Here is a 21,553-nt window from a genome sequence, read left to right as displayed (position 1 = left end):
TTTCCTTTTTTCTCTTAGAAATTACTTCTCTTTTTTAATAACTCTTTTTAGGCTTAATAATTTCTTTTTACCATACTTGAATTATTACAAAAAATTAAGTAAAAAGATATGAGTTTATGCTACTAATTTTTGATTGTTAATTTCTTTTTCAAAGTTCAAAAAGTTTACAGGAAAAAGGTTGAAAATATCTTTCAGAATAGCTTCTAGGTATAGGAAAGAGTATATTAAAGGAGAGGAAACTAATTTTCTGAAGGTTAAAAAAGAAAAAAACTTCTAAAAAATACAATCCTATGTATTGATTTTATTTAGATTGTAATTTTTTTTTAGTTTTTGCGGTTTTTGTTTGGATATTTAAAAAAAATATATCTAAATTTGTACCATAACTTATTTCTAGCCATAGATAGCTACTTTTTAAGTTATTTTATAATAACATTTAAGTCCCCATAAAGAAGAATTAACATTCCTCTTCGTGATCTTTGTAAAACACAAGAACACATTCCGTTTGCTATCCCAAAAAATATACTTTAATTAGTAAAGCCTATTTGGTGTTTTTTAAGTTGTTTTTAACTTAAGTCTTAACCTTTTAGCAATTCCCTCACCTTTAAAATTAAGCATTCCCTCATATTGTCGAAATAGTATGTAAAAAACTATGTTGTAAAAACATAACATGGCTTTTGCCTATAAATAATATTTTAATATGAAAATTTGCACCACACAAATAAGAAGTAACATTCCTTATCGTGATTCTTGTTAAGAATAAGAACATTCATAGCAATAGCTATCCCTAAAAAGTGAACTTTAATTAGTTCAATCCAATTAGGTATTTTATTTAAGTTGTTTTTTAACTTAAAGTTTATTGGTTAGAAGTTCCCTCACCTACAAAAGTAAACCTCCCTTATTATACCAAAATAGTATGTGAAAAATTATGTTGAAAAAACATAACATGGCTTTCGCCTATAAATAATATTTTGAAATGAAAATTTGCACCCCACAAATATCTGATCTTTTAAGATCATTAAACCAATACTTAAAAAAGAGTATAAGTTTATGTTGTATTAATAATACTTCAAAAAATCAAATTTTCACTTTCAAAAGGTCAGTTTATCTAGTGTCAGTTTTGGTGCTAGATAAATATGACCATTTTCAGTTTGTAAAAAAACAAAATTCTCCCAAACATTTTTTTTAGACAATAGAGTAAGTAAAAAAAGAAACAACAAGTAAAGAGGTTTTATTAATGCCTCTATAATAAAAATTAAAAAATTTAAAAGATGAGAAAAAAGTTACATTTATTAGTAGCCTTATTGGCTTTTGGTTTTAACCAAACTACAAAAGCAAATGTGTCCTCACACCATAACGGCAGTATTCATAAAACTATCACTTCAGATACTCATAATTCAGGGACGAAATCTTTGAGTATTAACCCATTCTTCAAAGGGGAACTAGATACATGTTTTGATGCTGCCGTTTCTAATAATTATTATTTAGAAACGAAAGTGTCTCAAAAAACTCATCTTATTACAGCGTTAGAAAAACAAAACGCTAATAAAACGTTTCACTTATTTACACATGGTAAATCAGGAGAACTTTTTATTAATAATAAATGGCTGAATGCTAGTCAGATAGCAGAACTTTTAAAAGAAAAAAATCTTTTAAAAAACAACAAACATCTTAATATATATGGTTGCGAATTTGCCAAAGGAGAAAAAGGTGAAAAAGCAGTATTGCTTTTAGAGCAAGAGCTTCAAATAACTATTTCGGCTTCAACTAATATTACTGGTAAAAAAGGAGATTGGATCTTAGAAACTAATAAAACGAATACTTCTGTACAACCTAAAAACTACAACTATAGTTTACAATGTGCAGGTGCTGTTGGTGGAAAAGACGATGGCGATGATTTTGATGGAGACGGTATTTGTAACGATACAGATCTTGATGATGATAATGACGGAATTCTAGATACGAACGAAGGATTATCTTGTACATCTTCTTCTGATATAGCTGTTCAAAATGGTGAATATAATTGGGCAAATGAATGGACAAGAAATTCAACAACAGGAGAAGTAACAAGTTCAATAGATGTAAACTCTAATGTAGAATTTTCAGCAATTCCTTCAACAGGAGGAATATATACCAATAGTATGTATTTCTATTGTGATGGTAATCAACTAACTTCAACTAGAGGTTATGGAAATGCAGCAGATGTTCCATTAGGGCCAAATACTGCCTTAACTATTAATGTATCACCTAACTCTTCTAAAACTGTAACATTTACATTTAAAAACGGACAGGCAATAAACCCTGTTATACATTTAACTTCTTTTTCAGGTGGAGCAGCAAATGAAAATGTATCTAATGTGGTTTCATTTGATCAATCTTTTCAAGTTTTAGATCAATGTTGGACTTCTGTTAGTGGAAACAGTGTTACAGGTTCAGCAGGAATGGTTAGAGGTACAAATGAACCAAATGCAACTCTTCAGTTCAATGGTACTTATAGTACTATAACAATGACAATAACTAGACCATCTGCACTTAGAGCAGATACAATTTGGTTTTCTGTTGGAACTCAGGGTTATACATTTACTGACGGAAATTCTACAAATCAAAATTGTACATCAAGCTTAGATACCGATAATGATGGTGTTTTGAATCAATTTGATTTAGATAGTGATAATGATGGATGTCCAGATGCATTAGAAGGATCAGGAAGTTTTACAAATCAAGATTTAGAATCGAATAATTCTCTGGATGGACAAGTAGATTCGAATGGTATTCCTGTTTCAGCTGGAACATCAGGACAAAATATTGGAGATAGTATTGATGATACAAAACAATCAACAAGTTGCAGTAGCTGTGATGGAACAAATCTTTACGGTGATAACTGTGATTTTGACGGTGATGGTATTGCAAATAAAGATGATTTAGATGATGATAATGATGGTGTTTTAGATACTGATGAAGGCGGATGTTCTGAAAATATATATAACTCTGAAACTTGTGATAATTCAAGAGATGATGATAGTTGGATTGTATGGACATCATCAACCGGAGGAGTTTCTAAAGGTACAATAACTATTGATGGTGAAGTAATAGATGTTACAATGACTGGTAATTCATTTGAAGGGCTTCTTAATTTATCTCATGCACCGTATTGGAATGATGAAGCACATTGTCCTTCATCATACGATACAATGCATAGACCGACTCCAGTTATTACTAATACTGGAACTTTTAAAATGACATTTTCAAAACCGTTATACTTGCCAAGAGTGCATATTTGGTCTATGGGGGCTAGTTCAGTAAGACCTGCAATGGATTTTACACAAAATATTATTCCTATTAATGATTATTCAATAACCGTTAATGAAGTTACAGATGTAGTTAGAGCAAAGACAAGTGGATATGGAGGTAATGGTACAATTCAAGTAAACGATGGCTTTGTATCTGAATTAAATTGGACTGTTGATATAGCTGAAACATGGTGGACAATTAATATTTCTTCCTCTGTTTATCAAGAGAATGATGGAACAAGTAAATTAACAACCTGCGCAGATACAGATGGAGATGGACAACCAAATAAGTTTGATTTAGATTCCGATGATGACGGTTGTTCAGATGCCTTTGAAGCAGGAGCAACAACAAATACAAGTACAGATTATGCTTTTCCATATATAGATTCTAATAATGATGGTTTAGTAGATGTTGTAGATAATAATAATGATGGTGCTACAGATTATACACTAACCTATTCAAATGCTATAAATGATAGCATAAAAAATTGTACAGATACAAATACTGATATAGATTCAGATAACGACGGTATTATTGACAGCGTAGATATAGATGATGATAATGATGGTGTTTTGGATACCGATGAATGTGAAGGAGGAACTGAAGGTCAATTTTTAACCCACTTAACAGATAAAATACAAGCCTCTTTTCATTCCGTTATTATAAAAACAGATTCAGAATTTACTGTACATGGAGAAAATTCAAGATCAAACGGAACTTCAGATCATTTAACTCCTACACCTATAACTCCAGCAAATGGTTATAATTATTCGGGGACACCACTTCATGTTACTTTAGGCTCTAGTAGTGATGCTAAAGTGCAATTTGCCTTGATGACAACCACTGGTTTATATGTATGGGGTAATTATGATGTTTTTTCATCAGTAGGAAATCGTTTTCAGTCTCTAAATATGCCGCCATCAGTTAGTCCCTCAGATGTTAAAAAAATAACTGCTTCATCAAAAGCAATAATGATATTAACTAACTCTGGAGATGTTTGGGTATTAAATGATGGTGCAAATTCTATAAATGCTGTTTTAGGAAATGGAGGCGATGATCAAAATGACGATACAATTTGGAAAAAAGCAAATTTAACATCAATAAAAGAAGTTCGTTATAATGGACGTTCAGCTTTTGCACTTACTAACAGTGGTGATCTTTATACATGGGGTAGAGGAGCCTATCTTGGAAATGGTACAGGTATAGATGATGAAGATGGATTACTTGTCCCTACATTAATGACAAACCCTTTACCTTCTGGAGTTACGGCTATTCAAATTGCGACAAGTTATAGTTCTGAAGTATCAGCTTCAGTATATTATGTTTTAGGAAGTAATGGTAAAGTATATAGTTTAGGAGCTAATAATGTTGGTCAATTAGGAATTGGTACAAACACAACAGAATCAAGGACATGGGTAACTGTTAAAAATCCAGCTGGTACAGCAGACTTAGAGAATGTTGTTTTTCTTTCTGCACAAGATAACGATGGAGAATCAAACGCTACTGCTTCAGTATTATTATCAGATAAATCTTTATTAAGTTGGGGTTATAATGATGAGAGAACAATAGTTGGACTAAATAATGACATTGAGAGATTACCATCAATTCCAAACGGGACAGTATCCAATACTTATGATTTAGTTGAAAACGGTGGGCATATTACTCCTCTAATTTCCTCATCAGGAGAATACTGTAATGTTGGTCACAATTCAAATGGAGCTTTTGGTGATGGTACAGCTACGAATAGATCTTCTTATACATGTTATAATACTTATAACTTTACTTTTGAAAATCCTTCACAAGTTTGTGATACCGATAATGACGGTATTCCAAATCATTTAGATTTAGATTCAGATAATGACGGTTGTTCTGATGCTTTTGAAGCAGGAGCAACTACAAATACAAACGCAAACTATTCTTTTCCATATATAGATTCTAATAACGATGGTTTAGTGGATGCTGTTGATGCAAATAATGATGGTAATACAGATTATACACTTACCTATTCAAATGCAATAGATGATAGCATAAAAAATTGTACCGATTCAGATATAGATACTGATAATGACGGTATAATAGACAGTGTAGATTTAGACGATGATAATGATGGGATATTAGATTCAACAGAATCTATAAACTGTGGACAATCAGAAGATTTAAATGGAGCTTCATTTCATGGTTCTACTTCTATAATTTCTAGTTTTGACGGATCAACATTAGATTTAACAAGCAATAATACTTGGAAATCAACATATTCAGACCAAGTATATTCATTACCTATTCATTTAGAGTTTACAGTTCCCACAGTTGAAAATTACGCAATGATTGGTTTAATAGCTACTAACAGAACAGAAGTACCTAATGGTTACTTAGATTTAGGAGAAAAAATATATTTAGCTGCAGGTGGACATTGGTCATTACATAATAATGCGCAAACTGGTCATAACGCTTATACCGCTGGGGATAAATTTGAAATGGATATTGATGAAACTGGTTTTGTAACATTAAAAAGAAATGGTGCACAATACAGATCTTTTCAAGGTCAGAATAGCGATTATAAAATTGTTTTCTCATCTGGTGTAATTGACAAAACATTTGAAAATTTTAAAGTATCAGATAAAAATTCAGCATACACCTGTATAGATAAAGATACAGACGGTGATGGAATTGTAGATAGATTAGATTTAGATTCTGATGGTGATGGATGTTCTGATGCTTTAGAAGCTGGAGCAACAACAGATTTAACAACTGGTTTTTCATTTCCTGATGTAGATGTCAATAATGATGGATTAGTAGATGCTGTAGATAATGGAGCAAACGGAGGTACAGTAAATGATGGTAAAACAGATTATATTTCTACGTATTCAGATGCAACAAACAATGCTATAAAAGACTGTACAGATACAGATACGGATGGAGATGGCATAATAGACAGTGTAGATTTAGACGATGATAATGATGGGATATTAGATACAGAAGAAAGTTGTCAAGCTGTTACAGACTGTTTAACACAGAACTATGCAGGTTTTGATCGAACAGCAATTATAACACCAATAACAACAGAGATGACTTTGGAATCTGGTGCGATTACTAATGTTATAGATGGTACGTTCGAGGCTGTTAACTCTATTTATTACACAAACGGAGAAGCTATTGCAAATAAATCTCTCTATGAGTTCTCAACAGCATGTCCACTTTTAATTACTAGAATTAGACATGATCATGGAACAGCTATAACTAATACTTTTTTATCTAGTGGATCAAAAGTTATATTACAAGCATATGATAATGTAAGTGCTACTTGGAAGCCAATTTCTAATGAATATACAGCTTCTGGTGCTCAAGTAAATGCATTAGGAGGAGGAGAGTTTGTAATAACAAATAATCTTAATTTCTTAGCAAATAAGTTTAGATTGTATGGTATTTCAGGTACAACAGTAAATGCAAAACTAGAAGAGATTTATATAGACAGGTCTATAGAGTTAAAAGATAATGTAGGAATTTGTGATACAGATAGTGATGGAATCCCTAATAAATTTGATTTAGACAGTGATGGCGATGGATGTAAAGATGCTATAGAATCAGGAGGAATCGATGTAAATAATGATGGTCTTGTAGATGGCGATGGCGTAAACGCTATGGGTCAAGTAATTACATCAGGAGCTATTTTAGCAACCAGTTATAATGGCGCTACAGGCGATGAGATTATCGCAGTACAAGCTACAGCCTTAGCTTCAACCCCATCTAATACCACCACAGTAGAAGGTAACGACACCAATTTTACGGTATCCGCTTCAGCAGAGAGTGCAACGGCATATAACGGAGGAACACCCACCTATGGTACAGCCAACAATGCAGATTCAGGATTACGATATACCTGGTATTTAGGCGATCCATCAGGATCAGGTGTTGCGTTAACAGATGTAGCCCCTTATGGCGGAACAACGACAAAAACGTTAACAATTACAGGAACCCCATTAAATTTAAATGGTAAAGAATACTTTGTAACGGTTACCCATGCAAACAACACATGTTTTACCGCAACAAGTAGCGCTTCATTATCAGTAACAGCAGCCAATGTAGGACCAGATACCAATGCGGTAACCAGTCCAACAATCAGTACCGATGCAGGAGCAACCCTATTACCGCCACCAACAGGAACCGATACAGATGGAACCATTGCAGGTTATATCTTTACCAATTTACCAACAGGAGGTAGCTTACAATATACAGAAGATGGAACAGGCACTATAAAAACAGTTACAGAAGGCGAAGAATTAAGTGTCGCAGAAGCGAACACCTTAACCTTTGACCCAGCAGGAACTACCAGTACCGATCAAACCTTTACTGTTGCAGCCAAAGATGATGACGGCGTAACAGATACAAGCGGAGCAACCTATACCATTCCACTGAATGCACCACCAACAACGGATAATAAAACAGCGCCAGCTATTAGTAGCTCGGCAGGACCAACAGCATTGCCAACCTTTACGGCAAATGACCCAGATGGAAGTGTTGTAGGTTATGTTATAAAAACCTTACCAAGTGGAGGCGTTTTACAATACACAGAAGATGGAACAGGTACAATAAAAACAGTAACATCTTCAGAAGAGTTAAGCCCTACAGAAGTAGCGACCTTAACCTTTGATCCAGATGGAACAAGCAATGTAAATACAAGCTTTACCCTTGCGGCAAAAGATAATGAAGGCTTAGAAGACGCTAGTCCAGCAACGATTAGTATTCCACTAGCAAACACACCGCCAATAGCGGCAGAAGATACCTATACAACCCCAGAAGAAATGGCAGTTACATTAATGCCATTAACGGGAGATAGTGATCCAGACGGAGGTACCGTTTCAGTTACTAAAATAGGAGGCACTACTTTAACAGGAAATGCACAAACGATTACCTTGACAGATGGTGTAGTAACAATAGATGCATCAGGGGTGATCAGTTTTACACCAAAAGATGATTTCAATGGATTGGTAACAATTCCATATGAAATAACCGATGGACAAGGAGAGACAACCACTTCAAATCAAAAGATTACTGTAAGTCCAGTTAACGATGCACCTGTAGTAGATAGTGGAAGTATTTCAGTATCAGAAGATAGTACAGGCACAGACTTAGGATTAGCTGCACCGACAGATGAAGAAGGTGATGCTTTAACAATCACGGTATCAGAAGTACCTACATTAGGAACGATAAAGAAATCAGATGGTACTCCAGTCTCAACAGGTGATGTATTAACACCAACAGAATTAGAAGGCTTGGTTTATGATGCACCAACGGACTATAATGGAACAGACAATCCAGGTGACTTTAACTATACTGTAAATGACGGTACAGACACAGTAACTGGAACAGTAGATATCACAGTAACTTCAGAGAACGATGCACCTGTAGTAGATAGTGGAAGTATTTCAGTATCAGAAGATAGTACAGGCACAGACTTAGGATTAGCTGCACCGACAGATGAAGAAGGTGATGCTTTAACAATCACGGTATCAGAAGTACCAACATTAGGAACGATAAAGAAATCAGATGGTACTCCAGTCTCAACAGGTGATGTATTAACACCAACAGAATTAGAAGGCTTGGTTTATGATGCACCAACGGACTATAATGGAACAGACAATCCAGGTGACTTTAACTATACTGTAAATGACGGTACAGATACAGTAACTGGAACAGTAGATATCACAGTAACTTCAGAGAATGATGCACCTGTAGTAGATAGTGGAAGTATTTCAGTATCAGAAGATAGTACAGGCACAGACTTAGGATTAGCTGCACCGACGGATGAAGAAGGTGATGCTTTAACAATCACGGTATCAGAAGTACCAACATTAGGAACGATAAAGAAATCAGATGGTACTCCAGTCTCAACAGGTGATGTATTAACACCAACAGAATTAGAAGGCTTGGTTTATGATGCACCAACGGACTATAATGGAACAGACAATCCAGGTGACTTTAGCTATACTGTAAATGACGGTACAGACACAGTAACTGGAACAGTAGATATCACAGTAACTTCAGAGAACGATGCACCTGTAGTAGATAGTGGAAGTATTTCAGTATCAGAAGATAGTACAGGCACAGACTTAGGATTAGCTGCACCAACAGATGAAGAAGGTGATGCTTTAACAATCACGGTATCAGAAGTACCAACATTAGGAACGATAAAGAAATCAGATGGTACTCCAGTCTCAACAGGTGATGTATTAACACCAACAGAATTAGAAGGCTTGGTTTATGATGCACCAACGGACTATAATGGAACAGACAATCCAGGTGACTTTAACTATACTGTAAATGACGGTACAGACACAGTAACTGGAACAGTAGATATCACAGTAACTTCAGAGAACGATGCACCTGTAGTAGATAGTGGAAGTATTTCAGTATCAGAAGATAGTACAGGCACAGACTTAGGATTAGCTGCACCGACAGATGAAGAAGGTGATGCTTTAACAATCACGGTATCAGAAGTACCAACATTAGGAACGATAAAGAAATCAGATGGTACTCCAGTCTCAACAGGTGATGTATTAACACCAACAGAATTAGAAGGCTTGGTTTATGATGCACCAACGGACTATAATGGAACAGACAATCCAGGTGACTTTAACTATACTGTAAATGACGGTACAGATACAGTAACTGGAACAGTAGATATCACAGTAACTTCAGAGAATGATGCACCTGTAGTAGATAGTGGAAGTATTTCAGTATCAGAAGATAGTACAGGCACAGACTTAGGATTAGCTGCACCAACAGATGAAGAAGGTGATGCTTTAACAATCACGGTATCAGAAGTACCAACATTAGGAACGATAAAGAAATCAGATGGTACTCCAGTCTCAACAGGTGATGTATTAACACCAACAGAATTAGAAGGCTTGGTTTATGATGCACCAACGGATTATAATGGAACAGACAATCCAGGTGACTTTAGCTATACTGTAAATGACGGTACAGACACAGTAACTGGAACAGTAGATATCACAGTAACTTCAGAGAACGATGCACCTGTAGTAGATAGTGGAAGTATTTCAGTATCAGAAGATAGTACAGGCACAGACTTAGGATTAGCTGCACCAACAGATGAAGAAGGTGATGCTTTAACAATCACGGTATCAGAAGTACCAACATTAGGAACGATAAAGAAATCAGATGGTACTCCAGTCTCAACAGGTGATGTATTAACACCAACAGAATTAGAAGGCTTGGTTTATGATGCACCAACGGACTATAATGGAACAGACAATCCAGGTGACTTTAACTATACTGTAAATGACGGTACAGACACAGTAACTGGAACAGTAGATATCACAGTAACTTCAGAGAATGATGCACCTGTAGTAGATAGTGGAAGTATTTCAGTATCAGAAGATAGTACAGGCACAGACTTAGGATTAGCTGCACCGACAGATGAAGAAGGTGATGCTTTAACAATCACGGTATCAGAAGTACCTACATTAGGAACGATAAAGAAATCAGATGGTACTCCAGTCTCAACAGGTGATGTATTAACACCAACAGAATTAGAAGGCTTGGTTTATGATGCACCAACGGATTATAATGGAACAGACAATCCAGGTGACTTTAGCTATACTGTAAATGACGGTACAGACACAGTAACTGGAACAGTAGATATCACAGTAACTTCAGAGAACGATGCACCTGTAGTAGATAGTGGAAGTATTTCAGTATCAGAAGATAGTACAGGCACAGACTTAGGATTAGCTGCACCAACAGATGAAGAAGGTGATGCTTTAACAATCACGGTATCAGAAGTACCAACATTAGGAACGATAAAGAAATCAGATGGTACTCCAGTCTCAACAGGTGATGTATTAACACCAACAGAATTAGAAGGCTTGGTTTATGATGCACCAACGGACTATAATGGAACAGACAATCCAGGTGACTTTAACTATACTGTAAATGACGGTACAGACACAGTAACTGGAACAGTAGATATCACAGTAACTTCAGAGAATGATGCACCTGTAGTAGATAGTGGAAGTATTTCAGTATCAGAAGATAGTACAGGCACAGACTTAGGATTAGCTGCACCGACAGATGAAGAAGGTGATGCTTTAACAATCACGGTATCAGAAGTACCTACATTAGGAACGATAAAGAAATCAGATGGTACTCCAGTCTCAACAGGTGATGTATTAACACCAACAGAATTAGAAGGCTTGGTTTATGATGCACCAACGGACTATAATGGAACAGACAATCCAGGTGACTTTAGCTATACTGTAAATGACGGTACAGACACAGTAACTGGAACAGTAGATATCACAGTAACTTCAGAGAACGATGCACCTGTAGTAGATAGTGGAAGTATTTCAGTATCAGAAGATAGTACAGGCACAGACTTAGGATTAACTGCACCGACGGATGAAGAAGGTGATGCTTTAACAATCACGGTATCAGAAGTACCAACATTAGGAACGATAAAGAAATCAGATGGTACTCCAGTCTCAACAGGTGATGTATTAACACCAACAGAATTAGAAGGCTTGGTTTATGATGCACCAACGGATTATAATGGAACAGACAATCCAGGTGACTTTAGCTATACTGTAAATGACGGTACAGACACAGTAACTGGAACAGTAGATATCACAGTAACTTCAGAGAACGATGCACCTGTAGTAGATAGTGGAAGTATTTCAGTATCAGAAGATAGTACAGGCACAGACTTAGGATTAGCTGCACCGACGGATGAAGAAGGTGATGCTTTAACAATCACGGTATCAGAAGTACCAACATTAGGAACGATAAAGAAATCAGATGGTACTCCAGTCTCAACAGGTGATGTATTAACACCAACAGAATTAGAAAGCTTGGTTTATGATGCACCAACGGATTATAATGGAACAGACAATCCAGGTGACTTTAACTATACTGTAAATGACGGTACAGATACAGTAACTGGAACAGTAGATATCACAGTAACTTCAGAGAATGATGCACCTGTAGTAGATAGTGGAAGTATTTCAGTATCAGAAGATAGTACAGGCACAGACTTAGGATTAGCTGCACCGACAGATGAAGAAGGTGATGCTTTAACAATCACGGTATCAGAAGTACCAACATTAGGAACGATAAAGAAATCAGATGGTACTCCAGTCTCAACAGGTGATGTATTAACACCAACAGAATTAGAAGGCTTGGTTTATGATGCACCAACGGACTATAATGGAACAGACAATCCAGGTGACTTTAACTATACTGTAAATGACGGTACAGATACAGTAACTGGAACAGTAGATATCACAGTAACTTCAGAGAATGATGCACCTGTAGTAGATAGTGGAAGTATTTCAGTATCAGAAGATAGTACAGGCACAGACTTAGGATTAACTGCACCGACGGATGAAGAAGGTGATGCTTTAACAATCACGGTATCAGAAGTACCAACATTAGGAACGATAAAGAAATCAGATGGTACTCCAGTCTCAACAGGTGATGTATTAACACCAACAGAATTAGAAGGCTTGGTTTATGATGCACCAACGGATTATAATGGAACAGACAATCCAGGTGACTTTAACTATACTGTAAATGACGGTACAGATACAGTAACTGGAACAGTAGATATCACAGTAACTTCAGAGAATGATGCACCTGTAGCAGTAGATGATACAGTTACCACTAATGAAGAAGTGCCAGCTACAGTTAATGTAACAACTAATGATACTGATATAGATGGAAACATTGATGTTGCTTCGGTAGATTTAGAACCAAACACTACAATTAAAGATAGTACTATAACAAAAGCAGAGGGGATTTGGACTGTAAACATAAATGGAGTTGTAACTTTTGAGCCTGTATTAGATTTTTCAGGAGAAGCTAGTTTATTTTATACTGTAAATGATAATGAAGGTTTAACCTCTAATCAAGGAACAATAAAAGTTATAGTTCAGAAAGATACAGATAATGACGGCAGCGTTGATTCTGAAGATTTAGATGATGATAATGATGGTATTCCAGACGTTGTTGAACAAGGTGGAGACATTACAAGAGATACTGATAATGATGGAATTCCTGATCATTTAGATTTGGATTCAGATGGAGATGGAGTTAAGGATATTATTGAAGCAGGTGGAATAGACACTAATAATGATGGAGTCGTCGATGATATTAATCCCGATGGATCATTAATAAATGATATAGATAATGATGGATTAGATGATGCTTTAGATTCAGACAGTGGTGGAATGGGATTACCTATCCCAGATACAGATAATGACGGAGTTCGAGATTTCCAAGATATAGATGATGATGGAGATGGAATCGATACCGTAAATGAGAATGTTGATTCAGATAACAATCCAACAAATGACGATACAGATGGAGATGGAACACCAAACTATTTAGATCCAGATGATGATGGAGACGGAGTAGATACCGTAGATGAAGATGTTGATGCAGATAACGATCCAACAAATGATGATACAGATGGAGATGGAACACCAAACTATTTAGATCCAGATGATGACGGAGACGGAGTAGATACCGTAGATGAAGATGTTGATGCAGATAACGACCCAACCAACGATGATACAGACGGAGATGGTACACCAAACTATTTAGATCCAGATGATGATGGAGATGGAATTGACACCGTAGATGAGGATGTTGATGCAGATAACGATCCAACCAATGATGATACTGATGGAGATGGAACACCGAACTATTTAGATCCAGATGATGACGGAGATGGAATCGATACCGCAGAAGAAGATGTTGATGCAGATAACGATCCAACCAACGATGATACAGATGGAGATGGTACACCAAATTATTTAGATCCAGATGATGATGGAGACGGAGTAGATACTATAGATGAAGATGTTGATGCAGATAACGATCCAGCCAATGATGATACTGATGGAGATGGAACACCGAACTATTTAGATCCAGATGATGATGGCGATGGAATCGATACCGCAGAAGAAAATGTTGATGCAGATAACGATCCAACCAATGATGATACTGATGGAGATGGTACACCAAATTATTTAGATCCAGATGATGATGGAGATGGAATTGACACCGTAGATGAGGATGTTGATGCAGATAACGATCCAACCAATGATGATACTGATGGAGATGGTACACCAAATTATTTAGATCCAGATGACGATGGAGACGGAGTAGATACTATAGATGAGGATGTTGATGCAGATAACGATCCAACCAATGATGATACTGATGGAGATGGAACACCGAACTATTTAGATCCAGATGATGACGGTGATGGAATTGACACTGTAGATGAGGATGTTGATGCAGATAACAATCCAACCAATGATGATACAGATGGAGATGGTACACCAAACTATTTAGATCCAGATGATGATGGAGATGGAATCGATACTGCAGAAGAAGATGTTGATTCAGATAACGATCCAACAAATGACGATACAGACGGAGATGGTACACCAAACTATTTAGATCCAGATGATGACGGAGATGGAATCGATACTGCAGAAGAAGATGTTGATGCAGATAACAATCCAACCAATGATGATACAGATGGAGATGGTACACCAAATTATTTAGATCCAGATGATGATGGAGACGGAGTAGATACTATAGATGAAGATGTTGATGCAGATAACGATCCAGCCAATGATGATACAGATGGAGATGGTACACCAAACTATTTAGACACAGATGATGACGGAGATGGAATTGATACTGTAGACGAGGATACAAATAATGATGGTGATCCAACCAATGACGATACAGATGGAGATGGCACACCAAACTATTTAGATCCTGTTCATAACATTGATACTGATGGAGATGGTATATATGATTTTGAAGATATAGATGACGATAATGATGGTATCACAGATTTAGTTGAACAAAATGGAGACTTAACAAGAGATACAGATGATGATGGTATTCCTGATCACTTAGATTTAGATTCTGATGGAGACACTCTTAACGATATATATGAAGGAGGAGGAATAGATACTAATTTTGATGGAGTTGTAGATAATATTAACTCAGATGGAACACTTATAAACGATATAGATAATGATGGATTAGATGATGCTGTAGACACAAATGTAGTTGGAGGAATAAATGGCGTGGCTTTACCATTAACTGATACAGATAATGATGGTATTCCAAACTTTCAAGACATGGACGATGATGGTGATGGTGTAGATACTATTGAAGAGTTTAGAAGTTTTGGTGCTTTTAGAATTGCGAGCGTACAAACTTCAAATTCAGTTTCTAATTGTCCTGGACTAAATCCTGCATTTACTGATACTGATGGTGATTGTATACCAGATTACTTAGATCCAGATGATGATGGAGATGGAATTTTAACTGCTGATGAAGATATTATTATAGTAGATGGTGACCCTAGAAATGATGATTCTGATGGTGATGGAACACCAAATTATTTAGACTCAGATGATGATGGAGATGGAATTGAAACAAAAGATGAAGATATTGATCAAGATGGAGATCCTAGGAATGATGATGCTGATAATGATCTTATACCTAACTATTTAGATCTTGATGTTGATAATGATGGTATTTTAGATTCAGTAGAAGGTGCAGGAGATATTGATGGCGACGGAATTGCAAATTATTTAGATTTAGACAGTGACGGAGATGGCTGTACAGATGTTATAGAATCAGGAGGAATCGATGCCAATGATGATGGCATTGTAGATGGAGATGGATTTAACAATAAAGGTCAAGTAACCACGAATAATGTATTTCTTGGCACAAGTTATAATGGTGCAACGGGTAATGAAATAATCGCATCCAAAGTAACGGTTGATGTCGCTACCCCATCTAATACCACAACAGTAGAAGGTAACGATACCAATTTTACGGTATCCGCCTCAGCAGAGAGTGCAACGGCATATAGCGGAGGAACACCCACCTATGGTACAGCCAACAATGCAGATTCAGGATTACGATATACCTGGTATTTAGGCGATCCATCAGGATCAGGTGTTGCGTTAACAGATGTAGCCCCTTATGGCGGAACAACGACAAAAACGTTAACAATTACAGGAACCCCATTAAATTTAAATGGTAAAGAATACTTTGTAACGGTTACCCATGCAAACAACACATGTTTTACCGCAACAAGTAGCGCTTCATTATCAGTAACAGCAGCCAATGTAGGACCAGATACCAATGCGGTAACCAGTCCAACAATCAGTACCGATGCAGGAGCAACTCTATTACCACCACCAACAGGAACCGATACAGATGGAACGATTGCAGGTTATATCTTTACCAATTTACCAACAGGAGGTAGCTTACAATATACAGAAGATGGAACAGGCACTATAAAAACAGTTACAGAAGGCGAAGAATTAAGTGTCGCAGAAGCGAACACCTTAACCTTTGACCCAGCAGGAACTACCAGTACCGATCAAACCTTTACTGTTGCAGCCAAAGATGATGACGGCGTAACAGATACAAGCGGAGCAACCTATACCATTCCACTGAATGCACCACCAACAACGGATAATAAAACAGCGCCAGCTATTAGTAGCTCGGCAGGACCAACAGCATTGCCAACCTTTACGGCAAATGACCCAGATGGAAGTGTTGCAGGTTATGTTATAAAAACCTTACCAAGTGGAGGCGTTTTACAATACACAGAAGATGGAACAGGTACAATAAAAACAGTAACATCTTCAGAAGAGTTAAGCCCTACAGAAGTAGCGACCTTAACCTTTGACCCAGATGGGACAAGCAATGTAAATACAAGCTTTACCCTTGCGGCAAAAGATAATGAAGGCTTAGAAGATGCTAGTCCAGCAACGATTAGTATTCCATTAGCAAACACACCGCCAATAGCGGCAGAAGATACCTATACAACCCCAGAAGAAATGGCAGTTACATTAATGCCATTAACAGGAGATAGTGATCCAGACGGAGGTACCGTTTCAGTTACTAAAATAGGAGGCACTACCTTAACAGGAAATGCACAAACGATTACCTTAACAGATGGTGTAGTAACAATAGATGCATCTGGGGTGATTAGTTTTACACCAAAAGATGATTTCAATGGATTGGTAACAATTCCATATGAGATTACCGATGGACAAGGAGAGACAACCACTTCAAATCAAAAGATTACAGTAACAGTTGTTAATGATGCACCGATAGCAGTAGAAGATACCTATACAACAAATGAAGAAACACCAGTTACTTTATTGCCATTAACAGGCGATAGTGATATTGATGGAGGAACTTTATCAGTTACTAAAATAGGAGGAATTGCTTTAACAGGAGGAGCACAAACAATCACGTTACCAGAAGGCGTAGTTACAATAGATGCATCAGGAGCGATCAGTTTTGATCCAAAAGATGATTTTACTGGATTGGCAACAATTCCATATGAGATAAGTGATGGACAAGGAGGAACAGCTACTTCAAATCAAAAAGTTACTGTAAATGCAGTCAACGATGCACCTGTAGCGAACAATGATGCTAAGACAATTAGCGAAGATCAGACAGGAACAATTGATGTAGTTTCAAATGATACAGATGTCGATGGTACGATTAATAAAGCAAGTGTAGATTTAGATCCAAGTACCCCAGGACAAGACACTAGTATTACGACTCCAGAAGGAACTTGGAGTGTTGATACAAATGGTGTCGTTACTTTTGATCCAAAAGATGATTTTAACGGAACAGCGACATTACCATATACAGTAAAAGATGATAGCGGTACGGTATCGAATCAAGGAACTATTACCATGAGCGTAACTCCAGAGAATGATCCACCAGTAGCCAATGCAGATAGTGCAACCACTACAGAAGATGTGAATGCTACGGTAAATATCATCACCAATGATACAGATTTAGAAGGAGCAGCGACTATTGATAAAGCAACGATAGATTTAGATCCAAATACAGCAGGCGTACAAGATAGTATTACCACTCCAGAAGGAGTTTGGACAGTAGATGGCAATGGTCTTTTAACCTTTGATCCAGTAGACAACTATAATGGAACAGCAAGTATTACCTATACAGTACAAGATGATCAAGGCGCTGAGTCTAATAGTGGAGCAGTATCAGTTGTAGTAAGTGCAGTAAATGATGCACCAGTAGCAGTTGATGATACAGCAAGTACAACAGAAGGTGCAACCGTAACAGTAAATGTAGTAGCTAATGATACTGACGCTGATGGAACTATTGATACTACTTCAGTAGATTTAGATCCTAGTACGCCAGGAAAAGAAAGCACTATAACAACTCCAGAAGGAGTTTGGACAGTTGATGCTAACGGAATAGTCACATTAGAGCCTGCAAATAACTTTATTGGTGTGGCAACATTACCATATGTAGTAAAAGATAATGAGGGACTGATCTCTAATAATGGAACAATTAGTATTACTGTAGAAAAAGATACCGATGGTGATGGAACATCAGATTCAACAGATTTAGATGATGATAATGATGGTATTCCTGATACAGTAGAACAAAATGGAAACCCGAATTTAGATACTGACGGAGATGGAACTCCAGATCACTTAGATTTAGATTCTGATGGAGATGGTGTAAAAGATATCGTTGAAGCAGGAGGTTTAGATACTAACAATGATGGGATTGTAGATGATATTAATCCAGATGGAAGTTTAATAAACGATACAGATAATGATGGATTAGATGATGCTGTAGATTTAGATAATGGAGGTACAGGATTACCAATTCCTGACACAGATAATGATGGTGAATCTGATTTTCAAGACTCAGATGATGACGGAGATGGAATTGATACCGCAGAAGAAGATGTTGATGCAGATAACGATCCAACAAATGACGATACAGACGGAGATGGAACACCAAACTATTTAGATCCAGATGATGATGGCGATGGAATCGATACGGCAGAAGAAGATGTTGATACAGATAACGATCCAACGAATGATGATACAGATGGAGATGGTACACCAAACTATCTAGATCCAGATGATGATGGAGATGGAATCGATACGGCAGAAGAAGATGTTGATTCAGATAATGATCCAACAAATGACGATACAGACGGAGATGGTACACCAAATTATTTAGATCCAGATGATGATGGAGATGGAATCGATACTGCAGAAGAAGATGTTGATGCAGATAACGATCCAACCAACGATGATACAGATGGAGATGGAACACCAAACTATCTAGATTCAGATGACGATGGCGATGGAATCAATACGGCAGAAGAAGATATTGATGCAGATAACGATCCAACCAATGATGATACAGACGGAGATGGAACACCAAACTATCTAGATTCAGATGACGATGGCGATGGAATCAATACGGCAGAAGAAGATATTGATGCAGATAACGATCCAACCAATGATGATACAGACGGAGATGGTACACCAAACTATTTAGATCCAGATGACGATGGAGACGGAGTAGATACTATAGATGAGGATGTTGATGCAGATAACGATCCAGCCAATGATGATACTGATGGAGATGGTACACCAAACTATTTAGATACAGATGATGACGGAGATGGAATCGATACCGCAGAAGAAGATGTTGATGCAGATAACGATCCAGCCAACGATGATACAGATGGAGATGGTACACCAAACTATTTAGATCCAGATGACGATGGAGACGGAGTAGATACTATAGATGAGGATGTTGATGCAGATAACGATCCAACAAATGATGATACAGATGGAGATGGTACACCAAATTATTTAGATCCAGATGACGATGGAGACGGAGTAGATACTATAGATGAGGATGTTGATGCGGATAACGATCCAACTAATGATGATACAGATGGAGATGGTACACCAAACTATTTAGATCCAGATGATGACGGAGATGGAATCGATACCGAAGATGAGGATGTAGACCAAGATGGAGATCCAAAGAATGATGATACCGACGGAGATGGTACACCAGATTATTTAGATCCAATTAATGATATTGATACAGATGGTGACGGAGTATATGATTCTGAAGATTTAGATGATGATAATGATGGAATTCCTGATTTAGTAGAACAAGATGGAGATTTAATAAGAGATACTGATGGTGATGGAATACCAGATCATTTAGATTTAGACGCTGATGGAGATAATATATTAGATATTATTGAAGCTGGAGGTATAGATACAAATAATGATGGAATTGTAGATAATATTAATCCAGATGGAACATTAATTAATGATTCAGATAACGACGGGTTAGATGATGCTGTAGATTTAGATAATGGAGGAACAGCATTACCTATTCCAGATACAGATGGTGATGGGAGACCAGATTTCCAAGATGCTGACGATGACGGAGATGGAGTCGATACAACAGAAGAAGATATTGATAATAATGGAGATTCAATAAATGATGATACAGATGGAGATGGAACCCCAGATTATTTAGATACCGATGATGATGGAGATGGAGTAGATACGGTAGATGAAGATATTGATAATGATGGCGACCCAACCAATGATGATACAGATGGTGATGGAACTCCAGATTATTTAGATACCGATGATGATGGAGATGGAGTAGATACTGTTGATGAAGACACTGATAATGATGGCGACCCAACCAATGATGATACAGATGGTGATGGAACTCCAGATTATTTAGATACCGATGATGACGGAGATGGAGTAGATACTGTTGATGAAGACACTGATAATGATGGAGACCCAACCAATGATGATACAGATGGCGATGGAACTCCAGATTATTTAGATCCAGACGATGACGGAGATGGGGTAGATACTGTTGATGAAGACACTGATAATGATGGCGACCCAACCAATGATGATACTGATGGCGATGGAACTCCAGATTATTTAGATACCGATGATGATGGAGATGGAGTAGATACTGCAGATGAGGATGCTAATAATGATGGCGATCCAACAAATGATGATACAGATGGAGATGGAACCCCTGATTATCTAGATCCAGATAGTTTTGGCGAAGCTGGAGGTTCTGAGGATGATAACGATTTTATTATTACAATTTTAGCTAACAACCCAAGCTTTAAGTTAGAAATATTTAATAGATGGGGAGATAAAATTTATACTCATAATAATAAAGGTACTACTGAAAAAATTACTTGGTGGGACGGAAAGTTTAAAGGCGGTTCAATAATAACTAAAGACTTAGGCGTACCTACAGGGACATACTACTACATTATTAATTTTAACAATTCGAATGAGAAACCTAGAGCAGGTTGGGTTTATATAAACAAATAGTA

Annotated in this window: 1 protein-coding gene; it reads left to right on the top strand. The window is 36.9% G+C overall.

Translation table 11 applies throughout. From position 1 onward, the window contains the following. The first annotated feature begins 1,268 nt into the window (after window positions 1–1,268). Window positions 1,269–21,551 (top strand): Ig-like domain-containing protein, encoded by a 20,283-nt coding sequence (locus OD91_RS02355; protein ID WP_144894797.1) that lies wholly within the window; start codon window positions 1,269–1,271, stop codon window positions 21,549–21,551. The last annotated feature ends 2 nt before the right edge of the window (window positions 21,552–21,553 follow it).

It is taken from the genome of Lutibacter sp. Hel_I_33_5, from assembly GCF_007827455.1.
Lineage (GTDB): Bacteria > Bacteroidota > Bacteroidia > Flavobacteriales > Flavobacteriaceae > Polaribacter.
This window is presented reverse-complemented; position numbering and strand designations above follow the sequence as displayed.

What these genes read in the sequence shown, in the direction of transcription:
- OD91_RS02355 (WP_144894797.1), top strand. Translation starts at nt 1,269, where the DNA reads ATGAGAAAAAAGTTACATTTATTAGTAGCCTTATTGGCTTTTGGTTTT.